At 70.3% G+C, this 18534-nt stretch carries 18 protein-coding genes; 3 read left to right on the forward strand and 15 right to left on the reverse strand.

Going from position 1 to position 18534, the window contains the following annotated elements; genetic code table 11:
- Window positions 1-36: 36 nt before the first annotated feature.
- Window positions 37-978: an Lrp/AsnC family transcriptional regulator gene (locus BJ998_RS33510; RefSeq protein ID WP_312890445.1), complete on the forward strand. Its 942-nt coding sequence runs from the start codon at window positions 37-39 to the stop codon at window positions 976-978.
- On the opposite strand, the gene BJ998_RS33515 is transcribed toward BJ998_RS33510, so the two are convergent.
- Window positions 934-1491 carry a TetR/AcrR family transcriptional regulator gene (locus BJ998_RS33515; RefSeq protein ID WP_221338208.1) on the reverse strand — a complete coding sequence of 186 codons (558 nt, stop codon included), beginning with the start codon at window positions 1489-1491 and terminating at the stop codon, window positions 934-936. The genes BJ998_RS33510 and BJ998_RS33515 overlap by 45 nt on opposite strands.
- Window positions 1492-1651: 160 nt before the next feature.
- Here BJ998_RS33515 and BJ998_RS33520 point away from each other — a divergent pair, with 160 nt between their 5' ends.
- Both BJ998_RS33520 and BJ998_RS33525 read left to right on the forward strand, forming a co-directional pair.
- Window positions 1652-2071, forward strand: a complete 420-nt coding sequence (locus BJ998_RS33520) for a nuclear transport factor 2 family protein (protein WP_184867320.1) — start codon at window positions 1652-1654, stop codon at window positions 2069-2071.
- Between the two features lie 11 nt (window positions 2072-2082).
- Window positions 2083-3336: an amidohydrolase gene (locus tag BJ998_RS33525; RefSeq protein WP_184867321.1), complete on the forward strand. Its 1254-nt coding sequence runs from the start codon at window positions 2083-2085 to the stop codon at window positions 3334-3336.
- A 96-nt stretch (window positions 3337-3432) separates the two neighbouring features.
- On the opposite strand, the gene BJ998_RS33530 is transcribed toward BJ998_RS33525, so the two are convergent.
- From BJ998_RS33530 to BJ998_RS33595, 14 genes are all read right to left on the reverse strand, one after another.
- Window positions 3433-3594: a hypothetical protein gene (locus BJ998_RS33530; RefSeq protein WP_184867322.1), complete on the reverse strand. Its 162-nt coding sequence runs from the start codon at window positions 3592-3594 to the stop codon at window positions 3433-3435.
- An 87-nt stretch (window positions 3595-3681) separates the two neighbouring features.
- Window positions 3682-3981 (reverse strand): SRPBCC family protein, encoded by a 300-nt coding sequence (locus BJ998_RS33535; RefSeq protein ID WP_184867323.1) that lies wholly within the window; start codon window positions 3979-3981, stop codon window positions 3682-3684.
- A gap of 21 nt (window positions 3982-4002) precedes the next feature.
- On the reverse strand, window positions 4003-4488 hold the full coding sequence (locus BJ998_RS33540) for a hypothetical protein (protein ID WP_184867324.1): 486 nt from the start codon (window positions 4486-4488) through the stop codon (window positions 4003-4005).
- Window positions 4489-4555: 67 nt separating this feature from the next.
- On the reverse strand, window positions 4556-5971 hold the full coding sequence (locus tag BJ998_RS33545) for a xylulokinase (RefSeq protein ID WP_312890446.1): 1416 nt from the start codon (window positions 5969-5971) through the stop codon (window positions 4556-4558).
- Window positions 5972-6041: 70 nt separating this feature from the next.
- The gene (locus BJ998_RS33550) at window positions 6042-7376 is read right to left on the reverse strand and encodes an aldehyde dehydrogenase family protein (protein WP_184867325.1); all 1335 of its coding nucleotides are present in this window, start codon (window positions 7374-7376) and stop codon (window positions 6042-6044) included.
- 2 nt (window positions 7377-7378) lie between these two features.
- Window positions 7379-8437 carry an AMP-binding protein gene (locus BJ998_RS33555; RefSeq protein WP_312890447.1) on the reverse strand — a complete coding sequence of 353 codons (1059 nt, stop codon included), beginning with the start codon at window positions 8435-8437 and terminating at the stop codon, window positions 7379-7381.
- 227 nt (window positions 8438-8664) lie between these two features.
- Window positions 8665-10038: a sialidase/neuraminidase family protein gene (locus tag BJ998_RS33560; protein WP_184867327.1), complete on the reverse strand. Its 1374-nt coding sequence runs from the start codon at window positions 10036-10038 to the stop codon at window positions 8665-8667.
- A 37-nt stretch (window positions 10039-10075) separates the two neighbouring features.
- Window positions 10076-10741 carry a YoaK family protein gene (locus BJ998_RS33565; RefSeq protein WP_184867328.1) on the reverse strand — a complete coding sequence of 222 codons (666 nt, stop codon included), beginning with the start codon at window positions 10739-10741 and terminating at the stop codon, window positions 10076-10078.
- Window positions 10742-10827: 86 nt separating this feature from the next.
- A complete protein-coding gene (locus tag BJ998_RS33570; protein ID WP_221339417.1) occupies window positions 10828-12162 on the reverse strand; it encodes a serine hydrolase domain-containing protein in 1335 nt (444 codons plus the stop codon).
- Window positions 12163-12225: 63 nt separating this feature from the next.
- Entirely contained in the window at window positions 12226-13596 is a 1371-nt protein-coding gene (locus tag BJ998_RS33575; RefSeq protein ID WP_184867330.1) for a chitinase, read from the reverse strand.
- The gene (locus tag BJ998_RS33580) at window positions 13593-14657 is read right to left on the reverse strand and encodes a glycoside hydrolase family 75 protein (RefSeq protein WP_184867331.1); all 1065 of its coding nucleotides are present in this window, start codon (window positions 14655-14657) and stop codon (window positions 13593-13595) included. The genes BJ998_RS33575 and BJ998_RS33580 overlap by 4 nt, the downstream gene beginning before the upstream one ends.
- Complete coding sequence (locus tag BJ998_RS33585; RefSeq protein WP_184867332.1) at window positions 14657-15892, reverse strand: glycoside hydrolase family 16 protein; 1236 nt, start codon at window positions 15890-15892, stop codon at window positions 14657-14659. Before BJ998_RS33585 ends, BJ998_RS33580 begins: the two co-directional genes overlap by 1 nt.
- 311 nt (window positions 15893-16203) lie before the next feature.
- Window positions 16204-17040: a glycoside hydrolase family 16 protein gene (locus BJ998_RS33590; RefSeq protein WP_184867333.1), complete on the reverse strand. Its 837-nt coding sequence runs from the start codon at window positions 17038-17040 to the stop codon at window positions 16204-16206.
- Between the two features lie 259 nt (window positions 17041-17299).
- On the reverse strand, window positions 17300-18526 hold the full coding sequence (locus BJ998_RS33595; RefSeq protein ID WP_184867334.1) for an ROK family protein: 1227 nt from the start codon (window positions 18524-18526) through the stop codon (window positions 17300-17302).
- Window positions 18527-18534: the final 8 nt, after the last annotated feature.

Consider the following 18534-nt stretch of genomic DNA (forward strand, 5'->3'; position numbering starts at 1 on the left):
ATGGAGATGGCATATTCCGGCGCTACCCTTCCTGCCGTGGCGGAATCTGTCGTTCTGGACGGCGTCGATCGCGGACTCCTGCACGCGCTGCAACTCGACGGTCGGGTGCCGTTCGCCCGCGTGGCCGATGTCCTGGGCGTCGCGGAGACGACCGTCGCGCGCCGGTACAAGCGGCTGCGGTCGGTCGCGGGGCTGCGGGTGGTCGGCGCGGTCAACGGCGTGCTGTTCGGCCGAACCGCGTGGACGCTGCGCCTGCGCTGCACGCCGGACGTCGCGTTGCCACTGGCCCGGGCGTTGGCGAAGCGCCCGGACGTGTCGTGGGTGCACGTGATGTCCGGCGGCGCGGAGATCTCCTGCCACGCCCAGCTGCCGCCCGGCGAGGAGACGATGCTGCTGGAGAAACTGCCGCGGGCCGGGCGGGTGCTCGACGTCCGGGCGCATTCGGTGCTGCACGGCTTCTCCTTGCCGTCGGACTGGTCGGGGCTGCGCTGGCTGGACGACGAGCAGGTCGAGCGGCTGCGGCCGGCGGAACCGCGGATTGCTCAAGTCGAGGTCGACGGCGCCGACCAGGCGTTGTTGGAGTTGCTCGCCGTCGACGGGCGAACCCCGTACGCGGAGCTGGCGGCTCGGACCCGGCTGTCGGAGTCGACCGTGCGGCGGCGGCTGGATCTGCTGCGGCACAACGGGGTTGTGTCGTACCAGGTCGACATCCCGGCGGCGGCTCTCGGGTTCGGCGCGCAGGCGCGGCTGTGGATGACGGTTCCGCCGCACGCGCTGACCAAGGTCGGCGGCAGGCTCGCCGAGCACGAGGAGACGTCGTTCGTGGCGGCCACGACCGGGCCGACGAACCTGGTCGCCGTGGTGGCGTGCCGGGACAGCGGCGGGCTCTACCGGTACCTGACCGAGCGGGTGGGGGCGCTGCGCGAGATCACGTCACTGGAGACCGCCGTGCTGATGCGGACGGTCAAGCAGGGTTAGCAGCGCCTCGGCCGCGCGGCGGGCCTGGCGGGCGGGCTCGACGCTGCCGCCGATCGCGGCCATCGTGATCGCCCCCTCGGCCAGCAGCGTGATCTGGTCGCCGAGCTCGTCGTCGCCGACCAGGTCCCGGATCAGCTGCCGGAACGCCTCCTTGTGCCGACGGGCGACGTCGGCGACGGCGGCCGAGGTCCCGCCCAGCTCGCCGAACGAGTTCACGAAGGCGCAGCCGCGGAAGTCCGGTTCGGCGAACCACTCCGCCAGCCAGTCGAAGACGGCCAACACGTTGCCGGCCCTGAGCGCGTGCTCCCGCACCGAGGCCAGCCAGCGCTCGTCGCGGGCGGCCAGATAGTCCAGCACCAGCTGGTCCTTGGAGGGGAACAGCTGGTAGAGCCGCTTGAGCGAGACGCCGGCCGCGGCGCGCACCTGGTCCATGCCGACCTGCTGCACGCCCCGCTCGTAGAACAGCGTTTCCGCCGCCGCGAGCACGTCCGCCTGCTCGACCATCCCCGCCATCTCGACCTTCCCTGCCGCCTCGTCCGTCCCCACCCGCTGCTCGCCGGTCCGCGGCGCCCTCTTCCCGCACCGCCCCGTCAGGTCCCGCCCTTGCGCGGAGAACCGACGTTCTCCTAGGGTAACCCGGAGAACGCACGTTCTCTAGTGACAGGAGTCGATCATGGCCGACCAGCGCCCGCCGCTGCCGCCGTTCACCGAGGAGACCGCCCGCGCCAAGGTGCAGGCGGCCGAGGACGCGTGGAACAGCCGCGACCCCGAGCGGGTGGCGCTCGCGTACACCGAGGACTCGGAGTGGCGCAATCGGGACACCTTCCTCAAGGGCCGGGACGAGATCCGCGAATTCCTCCGGCAGAAATGGGCGCGGGAGCTCGACTACAAGCTGCGCAAGGAACTCTGGGCGTTCACCGGCAACCGCATCGCCGTGCGCTTCGAGTACGAATCCCGTGACGCCGACGGCCAGTGGTGGCGCAGTTACGGCAACGAGATGTGGGAGTTCGACGAGAACGGCCTGATGGCACGGCGTTATGCCAGCATTAACGACCTCAAGATCACCGCGGATGAGCGTCGGCTCGCTCTGTAGTGTTTCCAGGCATGACCTCGGCGCGCGACCACGTGATGACGGGCCTGGACGACCTCCGGCCCGGCCTCGAAGACCTCTACCGGGACCTGCACGCGCACCCGGAGCTGGCCTTCGAGGAGCATCGCACCGCCGCCGAGGTCGCGAAGCGGGCGGAAGCGGCCGGCTACGAGGTCACCACGGGCGTCGGCCGCACCGGCGTGGTCGCCGTGCTGCGCAACGGACCCGGCCCGACCGTGCTGCTGCGGGCCGACATGGACGCGCTGCCGGTGGAGGAGCAGACCGACCTGCCGTACTCCTCGACGGTGGACGGCGTGATGCACGCCTGTGGGCACGACATGCACACCGTGTGCCTGCTCGGGGCGCTGGACCTGTTGGCCCGCGGCCGCGACCGGTGGTCGGGGACGATCCTCGGTGTGTTCCAGCCGGCGGAGGAGCTGGCCACCGGCGCCGAGGCCATGGTCGACGACGGCCTCTACGACCGGTTCGGCCGGCCGGACATCACGCTCGGCCAGCACCTCGCGCCGATCCCGGCCGGCTGGCTCGGCTGCCACGCCGGGCCGGCCTTCGCCGCCACCGACACCCTGGACGTCCGGCTGCACGGCAAGGGCGGTCACGGCTCCCGGCCGGAGACCACCGTCGACCCGGTGGTGCTGGCGGCGTCCACCGTGCTGCGCCTGCAGACCATCGTCTCCCGCGAGGTCGCGGCCAAGGACTCCGCGGTCGTCACCGTCGGCACCATTCACGGCGGCACCAAGGACAACATCATCCCCGACCACGTCGACCTGGGTGTGAACGTCCGCACCTTCGACGACCAGGTGCGGACGAAGGTCCTGGCGGCGATCGAGCGGATCGTGCACGCCGAGGCCGTCGCCGCCGGAGCGCCCCAGGAGCCGGAGATCACCCGGGTGAACGCCTTCCCGGTGCTGGTCAACGACGAGGAGGCGATGGCCCGGACGAAGGCGGCCTTCGACGAGGCGTTCCCGATGGTCATCGACCCCGGCCCGGTCACCGGCAGCGAGGACTTCGGCCACTTCGGCGCCGCCGCCGGCGTGCCCACGTGCTACTGGCTGTTCGGCGGCGAGGACCAGGAGCGCTTCGTCACCGCCTACACCGGCGGCACCTTCGAGCGGGACATCCCGTCCAACCACTCGCCCAAGTTCGCGCCGCTGCTGCAGCCCACCCTGGACGGCGGCGTCACCGCGCTGGTGACCGCAGCCCTGGCGTGGCTGGGTTCCGCTCAGGGTGGCCCGTCACTGCATTCGTGACGGGTGCGCCGGCGTGGCTGGGTTCCGCCCGGGACGGCCCGTCACTGCATCCGTCACCGATGCGCTGCGTGGCTGGATTCCGCTCAGGGCGGCCCGTCACTGCATTCGTGACCGGTGCGCCGGCGTGGACGGCTCCGGCGTCGGCTCCTTCTTGCGAGGTTCCCCCAGCGCGACCTTGATCCGGCCGTCGGGCAGCATCACCCAGTGCAGGCCGCTGGCCGCGGCCAGCTGGTCGAAGATCGGAGTGCCTGGCGACATCAGCGTGACTCCCTCCCCGTGCTGATGCCTGCCTACCAAACTCCGGGGACGGCCGAGGCGGAAACTACCCCCACGGGGGTAACCCGATCAGGCTCTTTCCACGCGCCAGTACTGCCGGGTGGCCGGCGTGGTCAGCGGCGCGGACTCGACGAACTCCTTGAAGCGCAGCAGAATGCCGGCCGGCGTGGTGTCGGGGTCCGCTCGCAGCACCAGTCTCGTGGTGTGCGTGTCGAGGTAGTGGAACGTGACGCGGCCCCCCGGCCAGGCGATCAGCTCGTCCTGGCGCTGGGCGGTGACCGGCCGCGGTGAGGAGCTGTAACCGGCCCATTGCTCGTAGGCGGTGCGCAGGGGCACCGCGAGCTCGACCGTCTCCTCGAAGGTGTTCATGTGGGGTGCTTCCTTTTCGTTCTAGCCGGCCGAGGATTCGACCAGCCAGTCCGGCGCCCGCGCGCCGCCCTCCCGACAGGCCGCGAGCAGGTCGGTGGTCCACAGCAGCAGGTGCATCAGGGCGACGGTGTCCTCCTCCGGATCGTGCCGGTCGAACACCAGGCCCAGCTGCATGTCCGCGGACTGCTCGTCGGAGTTCACCAGGGCCATCACCGCGCGGAAGCTCGCCCGCAGCGGCGGGTCGATGTCGTCGATCGGGATCTCGTTGCCCTCGGTGTCGCCGAGCTGCATCTTGATCGGTGCACCATCCCCGACCTGCAAGCACAGGGACTTCAGCATGTCGGCCGAGGCGTCGGCGAGCACGTCGGCCGCCTCACGGGGACTGTGGTCGGCGCCCCGGTACAGCGCCGTCAACGCGTCCAGGGCGCCGTCGGGATCCGATTCCTGCATGCGGTTCACCGCGGTGCGCACCAGCAGGCGCACCATGCCGTCCTTGCGCTCGTCCATCCGTCCTCCCCTCATCAGGCTCCGGGATTACCCGTTCCGGTTGATCTCAATCCTCCGTCCGGCAGAACTAGGGATTTGTGGTGTTCAGCCGGTGGTGGACGGCCCGCAGCGCTTGGTGCGTTTCCACATACACTTCGTAAAGTTCGTTACTGGTCACCGGTTCGAAAGTGCGCTTGACCTCGACTGTTGCCTCCGCGGCCGTCTCGGCGTCGGGGTAGATGCCGGCGCCGACCGCGCCCAGCAGGGCGGCCCCGAGCGCGGCGCTGTCGTGCACGCGGAGCTGGTGGACCGGACGTTGCAGGACATCGGCATGGATCTGCGCCCACAGGTCGCTGCGGGCGCCGCCGCCGCAGAAGGCAAGCGCTTTCAACGGGGTGTCGCAGGCCTTTTCGACGGCTTCCAGCACGTGCCGGCCCGACATCGCCACGCCCTCGAGCACGGCTCGGGACAGGTCGGCCCGGGTCGTCGCCGAGCTCACGTTGAGGAAGCTGGCCCGCAGGGTCGAGTCCCAGAGCGGGGCTCGCTCGCCGGCGAGGTAGGGCGTGAAAATCACGTGTGACCTGCCGTCGGCGGCGTCGGCGAAGACCTCGGGGATGCTGAGGCCGGTCGTCCGGCTCCACCAGCGGACCGCGTCACCGGCGGCCTGGGTGGGGCCGGCATGCACGTACAGGCCGGTGCGCGGTGGGAAGGTGACGATTCCGGCCGTGGGGACGTTCTCGGTGGACGCGCCCGCGACGACCAGGGAGGTCCCGCAGGAGATCATGCCGCGGCCGGGCCTGGTGGTGGCCGCGCCGAAGACCGCCCCGAAGGCGTCCATCGTGCCCACGACCAGCTCGGCGTCGAGACCCGTGACCGGGCCGAGGACGGCTTCCGGCGGCAGGATCTCGGGGAGCCGCTCCCACAGGCCGTCGGTCACGGCGGCGGCTTCCGGGATGTAACCGCCCTCGTTGGCGATGCGGACGCCGGAGAGCAGGTCGGTGGCGATACGGCCGGTCAGCTTGGCGCCGATGAAGTCCTTCGGACTCATGATCCAGCGGGCCCGGCCCCAGGCGTCGGGGACGTTGCGGGCGAACCACTCCGCCCGTGCGCCGACGAACGAGGCGTCCAGGACGATCGGCCCGCCCCAGACGCGGGTCTTGTCCGCCGCGGTGAACCGGGCGTCGATCTCGTGCGCGATGGCCGCGCAGCGCTGGTCCTGCCAGATGATCGCCGGGGTCAGCGGGTTCAGCTCCTCGTCCACGAGGACGTGCGTGTTGACCTGGCTGACGATGCCGGCGGCCCGGACCGTGCCGGGACCGACGGCTTTCAGGCCCTCCTGGACACCGCGCCACCAGTCGTTGGCGTCCTGCTCGGCCCAGCCGGGGCGGGGCCGGTGGATCGGGTAGCCGACGGTGTGGGCGGCGAGTGGTTCGCCGCCGAGGCCGAAGGCGGCGACCTTGACCGCGGTGGTGCCGACGTCGATTCCGAGCATGACTTCCCGCACGCCCGCGACCCTATCGGCGAGTCACGCTCTCAGGCACACCGAATGTAAGCCTGAGGCATGTGCCGGAAACCTACATTCGGTGTGTCCCAGAGCGTGACTCGCCGGGGGTTCGGGCGACGGCCTTTGTTCGCATGAGGAAGTCCGACAGGTAGCTGTCGTGGGGGAGTTGTGGGTGGAAGTAGTGGGTGGGGCGGTTGCCCACGTAGAGGTTGGCGATGGTGGGCTCGTCGAGCAGGTCGGCGATCAGTTCTTCGTCACGGGTGATGGCCGTGAGCACGAGGGTGTTGCGGAGCGGGGCGATGTCCGCCCGATTCCAGGGGGCTACCCAGGCGCACGGGAAGGGGAGTTCGGCGCCTAGTTGTGGAGCGTCGGCCGACGGGAGCAGGTGCAGGGCGGGGCGGATGACCGCGGAGCCGTCTCCGAGATCGGTGACGAGTTGGTCGGCGCCGAGCAGCGGCTGAGTACCGGTCGCGCGCTTGGCCAGGTGGTCACGCAGCGCCAGGGCCCCGGCGAGGGGATAACGCGGCAGCACCGAGTCGGGGAGGGCGCTCAGACGTGCGGCCAAGGCGGTTGCCAGGGGAGCGGGGTCGCCTTCGATCAAAACCCCGGTGGCGTTGATGCAGCCGACGCCGCCGTGATGGGCAATGGACGACACGATGACGTCCAGCGCGGGCTCCCAGTCGTCGGTGACGAGCACCTTGGACCGGCCCGGCCCCTGCGGCAGCACCCGGGGATTCGACCCGTACTTGGCGATCACCTCGTCGCCGCCGTACACCATGCCGAGGTCGGCGCTGCGAAGGATCTCGTCGGCGACGTCGTGCTCACACGGCAGCAGGACCACCTGGTCGTCGCCGAAACCGGCGGTCCGCAGCGCGGAGATCAACCGGTACGGGGTGAACGGCTCCCGCCGGGACGGCCGGACGGCAACCCGGTAGCCGAGGGCAAGTGCCTGCAGCCACAGGGAGTGCACGGCGGGATGGTTGCCGGCGGCGTGCACGGCGAACACGCTGCCCCGCCTGGTCCACACACCGCCTTCGTCCACAACAGACTCACATGCCCCGACGGGACGGCCTTGGCAAGCGGCCTCGTAGGCGGAACCGCACGCCTGGGCTACCGTCTCCGCGGCGAACTGGATGTCCGCGCGAGGCAGCCCGGACACCCGCGTCACCAGCTCCACGTAGTCGGCGGAATCCTCGGCGAACAACGATCCCGCGATGGTCAGGGCCCGGCGACGGTCGGCCAGTGGCATCGCCGATGCCTTGTGCAGCGCGGACATCGTGCGCGTGACGAACAGCCGCGGCACGAGGCTCACCGACGCCACCTCGCCCCCGGTGACATCGGTGATCACCAGCTGCTTCCGGGCCCGATACGGACCGGACGGCCCCAGCGCGTCCACGGTGAACATCGTCAATACACGCCCTCGATCACGGCCTCGTCGCCGAACACCTGCACCGGGGCCAGATCGGCCAGCGAGTCGCCGGGCTGCCCGGACGGGGCCGCCACACGGATCGCGGTGTCGCGCTCGAGGTTGTTGGGCAGCAGCATGGACTTGCTGACGTGGTTGGTCACGACCTGACCACGTGTCCCGTACGGCACCGGCTCCATCGTCGCCGGATCCACCACCCGGAACGTGATGTGCGGGCCGAAGCCGTCGAAGACGGGGAACTCGGTGTCGCCGAGCCGCTGGTTGGCGCCGCCCATGATCATGGTGCTGCCGTACACGCCGTGCAGCGGGATGCCCGGGAACACCTCGTTGCGGAACAGGTCGTGGGTGTCGGCGTCCATGTGCGCGCCGCCCCACATGATCAGCCGCACGCTCCGGGTGATCGCCGCCAGCAGGTCCTCCCGCCGGGCCAGCCGCTCCAGCATCGGCGGCGTGGTCATCAGCACCCCGACCTCCTGGCTGAGCAACACATGTGAGGACTGCTCGACCAGGTGTTCCACGTACGCGTCGGCCTGCGCCTGCTGCCCGGAGGCGATGAGCTTGCGGACCCAGCGCGGATCCATGTCCACTGTGTACATCAGGCCCCGTCGCGCCCGCGCCACCAGGCCGATGAAGTGCCCGACGGCATGGGGGCCGGTCGGCAGGATGCCCAGCCAGTTCAGGCCGAGCGGAATGCCCAGCCGGTCCAGCGGCTCCAGCATGTGCGTGATCATCCGCTGCAGCCAGTCGTTCAGGAACACCACGCGCTTGGGCGCGCCGGTGGTGCCGCCGCTGTCGTACACGCCGACGATCTCGGCGGAATCCCCGTAGCCGCGCGGGATCAGCTGCTCGACGCGGATGTCGCGGAGCTGGTCGACGACGTTCGGGAACATCCGGAGGTCGTCGACCGAGCGGACGTCCGCGCGCGGGTCGAAGCCGAGCGAGGCCGCCTGGGCGAGCCAGAACGGCGATCCCGTCTCGGGGTCGAAGTGCCACCGCATGGCCTCGCGGATGTACGCGTCGGCATCGTTGCTGTCCAACACGTCTCTGAACATAACCCGGCGCATACCCGCGCGGAGTACATCTTCCGGGTATACCCCGGGCCCCGGCCCGGGGTAGCCGACGAACGGCAGCATGACCCGGTCGGGGACCAGGTCATGCTGCCGTTCGGTCCAAGGGGCGTGGCCGTCTCCGCCCGCCGGGAGATGTCGACGCGGTAACGCTTCGGCCACGATCAACGACAGTCCACGACGGACAGTGGGCCCCGTTGCTACGAAGCGGTGAGGAACACGTCGGTCCGGTTGTCGGGCTGCCCGCTGTTGGTCTTCGCGAACACCGAGACGAAGCACGTGCCGGCGGCGGCCATGCCGTGGTAGTCGCCGACGTAGTACCGGCCGTCGCTGACGACCGGGGCGGTGGTGATGTCGAACGGCCCGGCCAACTTCGTTGCGTGCCAGGTGATTCCGTCGCCGGAGGTGGTCTGCCAGTAGCTCGTGCCGGTGCTGTCGAGCTGGTAGTAGGTGACGCCGACGACGCCGTCGGAGTTGACCGCCACCGCCGGCATGAACTGCTGCGCCGGCGAGGAGCCGACCGGAACCGGCGCGGACCAGGTGGCGCCGCCGTCGGTGGAGGTGGCCAGCACGGAGCCGTCGTGATCGCCGGCGAACTGCGAACCCTGCCACACGGCACGGAGTTCGCCGTGCGGGCCGGCCGCGAGCTGCCCGACGATGTCGCGACCGTCGCGCACGCCCTTGCCGCCCGGCAGCGTGGTGCCGACCGACTTGATCGGCGCGACGACGGTCGGCGCGGACCACGTCTCGCCGCGGTCGGCCGAACGGATCGCCTGCCAGGACTGGTCGTAGGTGCCGTCCGGCTTCAGCTGGTAGTACGAGAAGAACGCGACCAGGTTGCCCTGGGCGGTGGCCAGTCGGATGCTGGAGGCGCCGTTGCCGTTGCCGTCGCCGAAGCCCACGACCTTGCGCGGGGCGCCCCAGGTCGTGCCGCCGTCGCCGCTGTGCGCCAGGTAGATCGGCGCCGTGCCGTCGGTGAGGTTGATCCGGTCCCACGCCACGTAGACGTCCTTGCCCGTGGCGTAGACGGTCGGCAGGTCGTTCCAGATGTTCGAGGTGTCGCCGGTGCCCTCGCGGGTGATCGTCGTCGGCGCGCCCCAGGTGCGGCCACCGTCGCCGGACTTGACCACCAGCAGCGCGTGATCACCCTGCGGCGTGGTGGTGTTCATGCTCAGCGAGATCAGGTAGACCATGCCGTTCGGGGCGATGCTCACCTGCGTGTCGGTGGCGCGGGCGAAACCGCCGCCGGAGCAGGTGGACACCGCCGGCGTGGCCTGCGTCCAGGTGCGGCCGCCGTCGAAGGTGGCCTTGGTGACCAGACCTTGGCCGCCGACGCCCGACCAGCGGTCCGTCTGCCAGGTGCCGACCATGTGCGCCGGGTTGCGCGGGTCGACCGCGATGTCCGGCTGCACCTCCGCGTTCGGGTAGTTGGTGCCGACCGGGTCCTTGTGGTCGCAGCCCGCCGGGAAGGGGCTGGGCCCCGAGATCAACGTGGCGGTGGACGTCGTGTCGGCGTGAGCTGTCGGGGCGAGCGCGAGTACGGCCACGACCGCCGTGACCAGGTACTTTTTCATGTAGTTTTCCCCCCTGCCGGGTCGCAGGTTTCGGACCCTACCCCGGCTGCCGCTCGTCGAGGAAGAACAGCGCCAGTCCGGTCACGATCAGCAAATTCGCACCCCATGCCGCCATGTTCCCGACCAGTTCGGTGACGAGCGCCCCGACGCCCGCGCCGATGAGGAAGGACAGCACCACCAGGCCGAAGGTGCGGGCCTGCTGCGCCGCCCCCTCGTCGCGGCGGAACACCGCGCGGTAGGTCGCGCGGGCCGCCGTCCGCAGGTTGCCGGTGGTCATCGTCGTGTTCACCGACCACTCCCGCACCGTGCCGAAGGTGGCGTTCTGCAGCGCCGCCACGAACGCCACCGCCAGCACCACCGCGCTGCTCGCGAACCACGTCGGGATCGCGCCGACCACCAGCAGCACCGCTATCTCGATGACCAGCACCACCCGCACCGGCCGCCGCACCATCGGCGCCACCCGTGGGTGGGTGAGCGTCTCCGCCGCCGCCACGCCCAGTACGAAGGCGATCAGCGGCGGCACGTGCGCCAGCGCCCCCGCCACATCCCCGTGCGCCGCGTCGACGCCGAGCAGCACCACGTTGCCCGTCTGCGCGTTCGCGAACACACCACCGTGAGCCACGAACGTGAACGCGTCCAGGTACCCGCCGGCGACGCCCAGTAGGACGATCAGCCGGAGCGTCTTGGCAGTGATGACCTCCATGGCGCACCAGTCTGCCGGGCCGCCGGCAAACCGCCTTCACGGCGCGACCTCGCGGGCGCTGCCACCACTCGGAGCCTGGTGCCGAATCAGAGCCGGCGGGCGCTGGCCCGGCCGCAGAAGTGGAGGTACGGGGAGCCGTCGGCCAGGGTGTAGAAGCTCACGGGCAGCCAGTGGTCGCTGCCGGTCAGCGGTACCAAGTAGACATCCGGTTCGAAAGCCACCATGGGCAGCTCCTCGACCGGATCGGACACGTACTCGGCGAGCTTGCCCAGCGTCGTCACCCGCAGCACGGGCTTGCCGTCGTCGATGACGACCTCGGTGCGTTGCCCGGCCCGCTCGTACACGCCGACGTAGTCGGTCGGCAACAGTCCCAGCGGCTCCGCCGGCGGCACGGGCTGGCGGGCCATCTCCACGCCGGCCAGCTCCGCGAAGATCTCACGGAAGAGATCCTCGTACAGGTGAGGCGTGCGCCGGTTGGTCAGCAGCGCCACGGCCAGCCCCTGCGACGGCAGCATGACGAGGTGCGACTGCTGGCCGATGGTGGAACCGTCGTGGCCGATCAGGGTCTGGCCGTCCCACGCCAGCCGCATCCAGCCGAGCCCCCACGTGTCGGCGAGCGAGTACTTGGCGTCGACCCGGACCTGCTCGGCCTGCATCTGCTCCACTGACGACGTTGTCAGGAGCTCCCCGCCGCCGTCCAGATGGAGGCGAGCGAACGTCAACAGGTCCGAGACCGTGGACGCGATGAGGCCGGCGGGGCCGATGGAACGGGGAAGTTGCCACTGCCGCACGGGAATCGTCCGACCATCCTCGACCGTGTGGCCGACGGCGGTCGACCGCAGCAGCGCATCCTCCGGAAGGGTGAGGGTGTCGGCCAACCCCAAGGGGTCGAAGACGAGGTCCTTCATGGCGGCGTCCCACACCTGCCCGGTCACCTGTTCGACGACCCGGCCGGCGAGGCTGAATCCCGAGTTGCAGTATGACCAGGTCGCGCCAAGTGGCGAATTCTGGGCAACGTCGGCGAGCTGGGCGACGTAGCGGGCGATGCAGTCGTCGCCGCGCCCGGTGTCCACGAAGACGTCGCCGTCGATGCCGCTGGTGTGGGTGAGCAGGTGACGAAGGCTCACCCGATCGGTCACTTCCGCGTCGCCGAGCGCGAGTTCCGGCAAGACGGCCGAAACCGGCTTGTCCAGGTCCAGCCGGCCGTCCTGGACCAGCCGCATGATGGCCGTGGTGAGGAAGACCTTGGTGATGGATCCCAGGTGGAACACGGAATCCGGGCGCACGGCCGCCCCGGTTCTCGAGTTGCACACGCCGGTCGCGGCCACCCCGCTCCAGCCGGGGGAGGAGATCCCCAGTACGGCGCCCGGCACGCCGTGCCGCCGGGCCAGTTCGTCGAGCCTGCTCTGCCAGTGCTCCATCCGCTGCACCGGACGGAGCATACGGACGGCGCGGGTCGCCCCGCGCCGTCCTGTCAGGTCACCTCACCCCTTGTACTGTGCGAACGTCCGGGTGAAATCCCAGGCGTTCTGCGACACACCGGAGCACGTGTCGTCGTTCGGGTAGGCGCCCGGGCACGGCCGGTCCCGGTTGGCCGACCAGAACGTGAACCGGCCCAGGTGGTGCTGGTTGGCGTAGCCCACCATGGTCTGGGCGTTGGCCACCGTCACCCGCTCGTTGTTGTCGGTGATGCCGTTCATCGACGACAGGCCGCTGTGCCGGTAGGCCACGTCGTCGCTGTAGTGGTACGCGTCCCGCACCGCCCGCTCCAGGCCGTCGGTGGCCTGCGCGGTGAGCCGGGCCATGTCCTGGCCGGCGCCGCCGAAGTCGAACGGCATGATCGTCCACACGTCCACGGTCAGCCCGGAGTTGGCCGCCCGGGTGATCAGGTCGTTGCCCGGGCCGTTCTGGCCGCTGCCGATCGTGATGTACACGGTGATGCCGGGGTTGTTGGCCTTGATGATCTTCAGCGCGTCGACCAGCCGCTGCTGGATGGTGCCGTTGCCGTAGATGTCGCCCTCGAAGTCGAGGTCGATCGCCTTCAGCCCGTAGGTGTTGATCACCTTCTGGTAGGCCCCGGCCAGGTCGTTGGCGTTGTTGCAGGAGGCCTCCAGCTTGTTGCCGTTGGCCCCGCCGAAGGACGGCACCACGTCACCGCCCGCGGACCGGATGGTGTTGATGGTGTTCTGGTCCACGCCGCCGGTCAGCGGCCGGCCGCCGTCCCACATCGGGGTGCAGTACCCGTTGTTGAGCACGAACGCCATCGTGAACCACTTGACGCCGGTCGCGTTCATGATCGTGCGCGGATCCGGCGGGTTGCCCCAGCCGTTGTAGTAGTACGGCGCGACGGCCATCGCCCCGTTCGGGGGCGGGGGCGGCGGCGGGGGAGTGGTGCCGCCGCCGGGGGCCGCCCAGGTCTGGTTGCCCGAACCGGCGCAGTCCCAGATCTGCAGCGGGGTCCCGTTGGCGGAGCTGTTGTTGGTGGCGTCCAGGCACTTGCCCAGCGCGCGGATCGAGCCGTCGGAACCGATCGTCCACTGCTGCGCGGCGGTGCCGTTGCAGTCCCAGATCTGGACCTTGGTGCCGTTGGCGGGGTTCGCGCCGGCCACGTCCATGCACTTGCCCAGCGCCTGCAGGCTGCCGTCGGAACCGACGGTCCACTGCTGGGCGGCGGTGCCGTTGCAGTCGTAGAGCTGGACGGCGGTGCCGTTGGCGCTGTTGGCCCCGGCGACGTCGACGCACTTGCCGCCGAAACCGGTGATCGCACCGGTCGCCGCGTACGCGGTCGCCGGCAGCACCGCCATCGCCGCCAGGCCGAGGACGCCGGTCAGCGCCGCGACGGACTTCGAGATCATGCGACCGTCCACTTCTGGTTGGCGGAACCGGCGCAGTCCCAGATCTGCAGCCGGGTTCCGTTGGCGGAGCTGTTGTTGGTGGCGTCCAGGCACTTGCCCAGCGCCCGAATCGAACCGTCGCCCGGACGGGACCAGTTCTGCGCCGTGCTGCCGTTGCAGTCCCACAGCTGGACCTTGGTTCCGTTGGCGGGGTTCGCGCCGGCGACGTCGAGACACTTGCCGAGGGCGCGGATGGTGCCGTCCGAGCCGACGGTCCACTGCTGGGCGGCGGTGCCGTTGCAGTCGTAGAGCTGGACGGCGGTGCCGTTGGCGCTGTTGGCCCCGGCCACGTCGACGCACTTGCCGCCGATGCCGGTGATCGTGCCCGCACCCGGGGGCGGCGGGTTGCCACCGCCGCCACCGACGAACTGGGTGGCGAGCTGCTGGCCCAGGGAGACCGCGCTGCTGTGGCTCTCGATCGGGTTCACCCGAGAGTGCGGGAACACGATGTAGGTGACGCCGCTGTCGGTGCCGCCGTTGCGCGGGTCGGGGTTGATGCCCAGCGACTGCGCCGTGGCGTAGGAGGATTCACCGATGATGCCGGTCGGACCGGTGTCGCCGACGACCGCATAGGTCACCTGGTTGTTGTAGATCACGGCGACGACCGCGCCGCCGTCGATGCCGGCCGTCCGGTAGTCCCAGGTGCCCGACGGGCTGGGCAGCACGATGTACGGCAGCTTCGCGGCGTCCAGCGGCTGGTCGGTGGACGTGTGGAAGGCAGTGTCCGGGTAGAAGCAGCAGTCGGTCTGCTCGTTGCACTGGGTGGTCCGGACGCCGTCGCAGTCGACGTCCATGTCCGCCTTGAAGAACACGGCGCCATCGGCCTGGCAGACCGGGATCGTCGCGGCCTGGCCCTCGTCCGTGGCGTAGCGGCCGTTGGAGATCTGCTGGCAGTTGGTCACCTTGGCCAGCAGTTGGCTCGCCGAGGGGCCGCCGGGGTCCGACGCCATCGCCGGCGTCGCGCCGAACATCGGCAGCGCCAACAGGAAACCGGCGAGAACGACCAGGATTCGTCTTCTCATCAGCTGTTCACCGTCCACTTCTGGTTGGCCGAACCGGCGCAGTCCCAGATCTGGAGCTGGTTGCCGTTGGCGGAGCTGTTGTTCGTCGCGTCGAGACACTTGCCCAGCGCCCGGATGGTTCCGTCGCCCGGACGGGACCACTGCTGTGCGCCGGTGCCGTTGCAGTCGTAGAGCTGGACCTTGGTGCCGTTGGCGGGGTTCGCGCCGGCGATGTCGAGGCACTTGCCCAGCGCCCGGATGGTTCCGTCGCCCGGACGGGACCACTGCTGTGCGCCGGTGCCGTTGCAGTCGTACAGCTGCACCGGGGTTCCGTTGGCGCTGTTGGCGCCGGCCACGTCGACGCACTTGCCGCCGAGGCCGGTGATCGTGCCGCCACCGCCCGGCGGAGGCCCGCTGTCACCCGTGGTCACGTGTACGTAGTCCACGACCAGGCGGCCCGGGAACGGCGTGCTGCCGTCGGGGTTGCCCGGCCAGTAGCCGCCGACCGCGAGGTTCATGATGATGAAGAACGGGTGGTCGAACACCCAACGGTTGCCGTTGATGTCGGCCGGAGTCCTTGTCTCGTAGGCGTTTCCGTCCACGGACCAGGTGATCCGGTTGGGCGACCAGTCGATCGCGAAGGTGTGGAAGCCGTCGGCGAAGGCCTGGCCGCCGGGCAGTGAGTAGCCGGCGCCGACACCCCCGGAGCCCGAGTAGCCGGGGCCGTGGATGGTGCCGTGCACGGTGTTCGGCTCGAAACCGACGTTCTCCATGATGTCGATCTCGCCGCTGGCCGGCCACCCGACGTTCGGGTCGCCGATGTTGTCGCCCAGCATCCAGAACGCCGGCCACATGCCCTGGCCGCGCGGGATCTGCATGCGGGCCTCGAAGTGACCGTAGGCCTGGGTGAACCGCTGCGCGGTGTTCAGCCGCGCGGAGGTGTACTCGCACGGGCCGTACCAGCAGTTGTGGCCGCCCTCGCGCTTGGCCGTGATGACCAGGTGGCCCTGGCCGTCCAGCGCGCCGTTGGCGGCGCCGGAGGTGTACCACTGGAGCTCGTGGTTGTTGACGTTGTCGCCGGTCTCGTACTGCCACTTGCCGCCGTCGGCGGGGCTGCCGGCGGGGCCGTCGAAGTCGTCGCTGAAGGTGGTGGTGGCCGTCGGCGCGGCGGGGGCGGCCGACGCCGACAGTCCCAAGGGGACGATCGTGGCCGCCGCGAGCACCGCGGCCAACAGCGTGTTGCGTTTTCTGCGCATGTGGGGTCACGCCTCTCGGGGAACGGCAGTTCGCACCGCAGGAGGCACCGGCCGAGGGCGGATCCCGGCTGGGTGCGGCGGTTTTCCTTGCAGGGTCGCGGAATCGGTCTATGGCAGGGGTCGAAATCCAGCGGGCACAGGGGTTTACCCGCCGGCGCGTCGAGTATCGGAGGTATAGACCAGATTTGGCAATGGGTTGACGGGAGTTTGGCCAAGACTAGGAACAAGTCCCGCCACGTCAAGATCGACTAGGGCGCGCGCCGGCCCGCCCGGCGCGGAAACGCCGGGCGGGAACGGAAAACGCCTATCCGTCAGCCAGTGGTGACATGCACGTAGTCGACGACCAGCTTGGCCGGGAACGGCGTGCTGCCGTTCGGGTCGCCCGGCCAGTAGCCGCCGACCGCCAGGTTGAGAATGATGTAGAAGGGGTGGTTGAACGCCCACGCGTTGCCGTGCACGTCCGCGGGCGTGCGCGTCTCGTAGACATGCCCGTCCACCGACCACTTGATGGAGTTCGGCGCCCAGTCGACGGCGTAGGTGTGGAAACCGTCCGCGAAGACCGGGCCGCTGTAGGCGGCGCCGATGCCACCGGAGCCGGAGTAGCCGGGGCCGTGGATGGTGCCGTGCACGGTGTTCGGCTCGAAACCGACGTTCTCCATGATGTCGATCTCGCCGCACTTGGGCCAGCCGACGTTCGGATCGCCGATGTTCGTGCCGAGCATCCAGAACGCCGGCCACATGCCCTGGCCGCGCGGGATCTGCATGCGCGCCTCGACGTGACCGTACTGAGCGCTGAACTTGTTGGCCGTCGTCAGGCGGGCCGACGTGTACTGGCACGGGCCGTACCAGCAGTTGTGGCCGCCCTCCTTCTTGGCCGTGATCACGAGGTGGCCGTTGCCGTCCAGGGCGCCGTTGGCGGCGCCGGACGTGTACCACTGGCGCTCGTGGTTGTTGACGTTGTCGCCGGTCTCGTAGTTCCACCGGCTGCCGTTGGCCGCGCTGCCGGCCGAGCCGTTGAAGTCCTCGGTGAAGGTGGCGGTCAGCTGCGGCTGGGCGGTGGCCGTCGCCGAGGTCACGCAGGACAGCACCGCCGCGGCGGCGGCCGCCACGGCGACCGCAACCCGGCGGGATCGGGCAAGTGACGTCATTGTCGCCTCCAGGTCGAACCAACGACCCGTCGTAGGAGGCGGCGGCGGCTCACGGTGCGCGAGCTGCCCACGACGTGTCGTGCAGGGGAGTCCACCGTAGCAACGGACATACTTCACGGCTAGATGCAAGGTGTGATGAAAACCCCACGAGTCACGCTCACAGACACACCGAATGTCGGAACGGAGCAGAACTGAGCCCCGAGGCTCACTTCTGCCCGAAACCGGCATTCGGTGTGCCGCAGAGCGTGACTCGCCGGGGTCAGGCGACGCTGCGGGGGGTTTCGCGGGGGTCGCCGCCGGCGTCCAGGAGCGCCGCCACCGGCAGGGTGGCCGCGCCGACGGCGACGGCGTCCGGGCCCAGCCGGCACAGCTCTATCGAGGTTTGCTCATACGGGTGCCGCAGCGCGTGCTCGGCGGTGGACTTCTTCACCACCTCCAGCCACTGCTCGCCCATCGCCAGCCCGGCCCAGCCGCCGATCACGATGCGCTCCGGGTTGAACAGGTTGACCAGATTGGCGATGCCGGCGCCGACGTAGCCCGCGGTGTCGTCGAGCACCTTGGCGGCGGTCTTGGAGCTGTCGGCGGCGGCGACGAGCGCGGCCAGCGCCGCCTGCTCGTCGGTGTCGACCGTGCCCCGGCCCCCGCGCGCCTTGCGGTAGCGGTCGAGGATGCCCTCCGCGCCGACGTACGCCTCCAGGCAACCCCGCGCGCCGCAGCGGCACTGCCGGCCGCCGTAGACGATGGTGGTGTGCCCCCACTCGCCGGCGCTGCTGCTGTAGCCGGCGTAGGTCTGGCCGTCGGTGATCACGGCCGCGCCGACGCCGGAGCCGACGAGCACGATCACCGCGTGCCGCGCGCCCCGGCCGGCGCCGAACCACATCTCGGCCTGGCCCTGCGTCTTGGCCCCGTTGTCGAGGAACAGCGGCAGCCGGATGCCCTGGTCGCGCAGCATCGACGGCAGCGGCACCGCGTCCCAGCCGATGGTCTGGGCGTGCACCAGCGTGCGGGTGCCCTTCTCCACGGTGCCCGGCACGCCGATGCCGACGCCCAGCACGCCGCTCTCGGTCACGCCGGCGGCCTCGATCACCTCGCGCAGCCCGTCGGCGGTCCGCTGCACCACCTCGGCCGGATCCGGTTCCACGGAACGCAGCTGCAGGTCGGCCGCGGCCAGCCGGGTCATCGCCAGGTCGAACAGCTCCACCTTGACGCCGGTCTCGCCGACGTCGATGCCGACCACGTGCGCGTACTTCGGGTCGACCCGCAGCAGCACCCGCGGCCGCCCGCCGTCGGACTCCACCAGGCCCGCCTCCACGATCAGCCGATCCTCGACCAGCTCGGCGGTCACGTTGCTGACGGTCGCCGCGGACAGGCCGGTGAGCTGGCTCAGCTCGTGCCGGCTCAGCGGCCCGTCGAAGAACAGCTTCGACAGCAGCGTGGACCTGTTGTGGCGGCGAAGGTCGCGAACCGTGGTGCGCTTTGGTTCCATGGGGTGCC

It is taken from the genome of Kutzneria kofuensis, assembly GCF_014203355.1.
Classification (GTDB): domain Bacteria; phylum Actinomycetota; class Actinomycetes; order Mycobacteriales; family Pseudonocardiaceae; genus Kutzneria; species Kutzneria kofuensis.

What these genes read in the sequence shown, in the direction of transcription:
- BJ998_RS33585 (WP_184867332.1), bottom strand. Translation starts at nt 15,892, where the DNA reads ATGCGCAGAAAACGCAACACGCTGTTGGCCGCGGTGCTCGCGGCGGCC.
- BJ998_RS33550 (WP_184867325.1), bottom strand. Translation starts at nt 7,376, where the DNA reads ATGTTCACCGTGGACGCGCTGGGGCCGTCCGGTCCGTATCGGGCCCGG.
- BJ998_RS33520 (WP_184867320.1), top strand. Translation starts at nt 1,652, where the DNA reads ATGGCCGACCAGCGCCCGCCGCTGCCGCCGTTCACCGAGGAGACCGCC.
- BJ998_RS33590 (WP_184867333.1), bottom strand. Translation starts at nt 17,040, where the DNA reads ATGACGTCACTTGCCCGATCCCGCCGGGTTGCGGTCGCCGTGGCGGCC.
- BJ998_RS33525 (WP_184867321.1), top strand. Translation starts at nt 2,083, where the DNA reads ATGACCTCGGCGCGCGACCACGTGATGACGGGCCTGGACGACCTCCGG.
- BJ998_RS33530 (WP_184867322.1), bottom strand. Translation starts at nt 3,594, where the DNA reads ATGTCGCCAGGCACTCCGATCTTCGACCAGCTGGCCGCGGCCAGCGGC.
- BJ998_RS33580 (WP_184867331.1), bottom strand. Translation starts at nt 14,657, where the DNA reads ATGAGAAGACGAATCCTGGTCGTTCTCGCCGGTTTCCTGTTGGCGCTG.
- BJ998_RS33595 (WP_184867334.1), bottom strand. Translation starts at nt 18,526, where the DNA reads ATGGAACCAAAGCGCACCACGGTTCGCGACCTTCGCCGCCACAACAGG.
- BJ998_RS33575 (WP_184867330.1), bottom strand. Translation starts at nt 13,596, where the DNA reads ATGATCTCGAAGTCCGTCGCGGCGCTGACCGGCGTCCTCGGCCTGGCG.
- BJ998_RS33540 (WP_184867324.1), bottom strand. Translation starts at nt 4,488, where the DNA reads ATGGACGAGCGCAAGGACGGCATGGTGCGCCTGCTGGTGCGCACCGCG.
- BJ998_RS33535 (WP_184867323.1), bottom strand. Translation starts at nt 3,981, where the DNA reads ATGAACACCTTCGAGGAGACGGTCGAGCTCGCGGTGCCCCTGCGCACC.
- BJ998_RS33565 (WP_184867328.1), bottom strand. Translation starts at nt 10,741, where the DNA reads ATGGAGGTCATCACTGCCAAGACGCTCCGGCTGATCGTCCTACTGGGC.
- BJ998_RS33560 (WP_184867327.1), bottom strand. Translation starts at nt 10,038, where the DNA reads ATGAAAAAGTACCTGGTCACGGCGGTCGTGGCCGTACTCGCGCTCGCC.
- BJ998_RS33570 (WP_221339417.1), bottom strand. Translation starts at nt 12,162, where the DNA reads ATGGAGCACTGGCAGAGCAGGCTCGACGAACTGGCCCGGCGGCACGGC.
- BJ998_RS33515 (WP_221338208.1), bottom strand. Translation starts at nt 1,491, where the DNA reads ATGGCGGGGATGGTCGAGCAGGCGGACGTGCTCGCGGCGGCGGAAACG.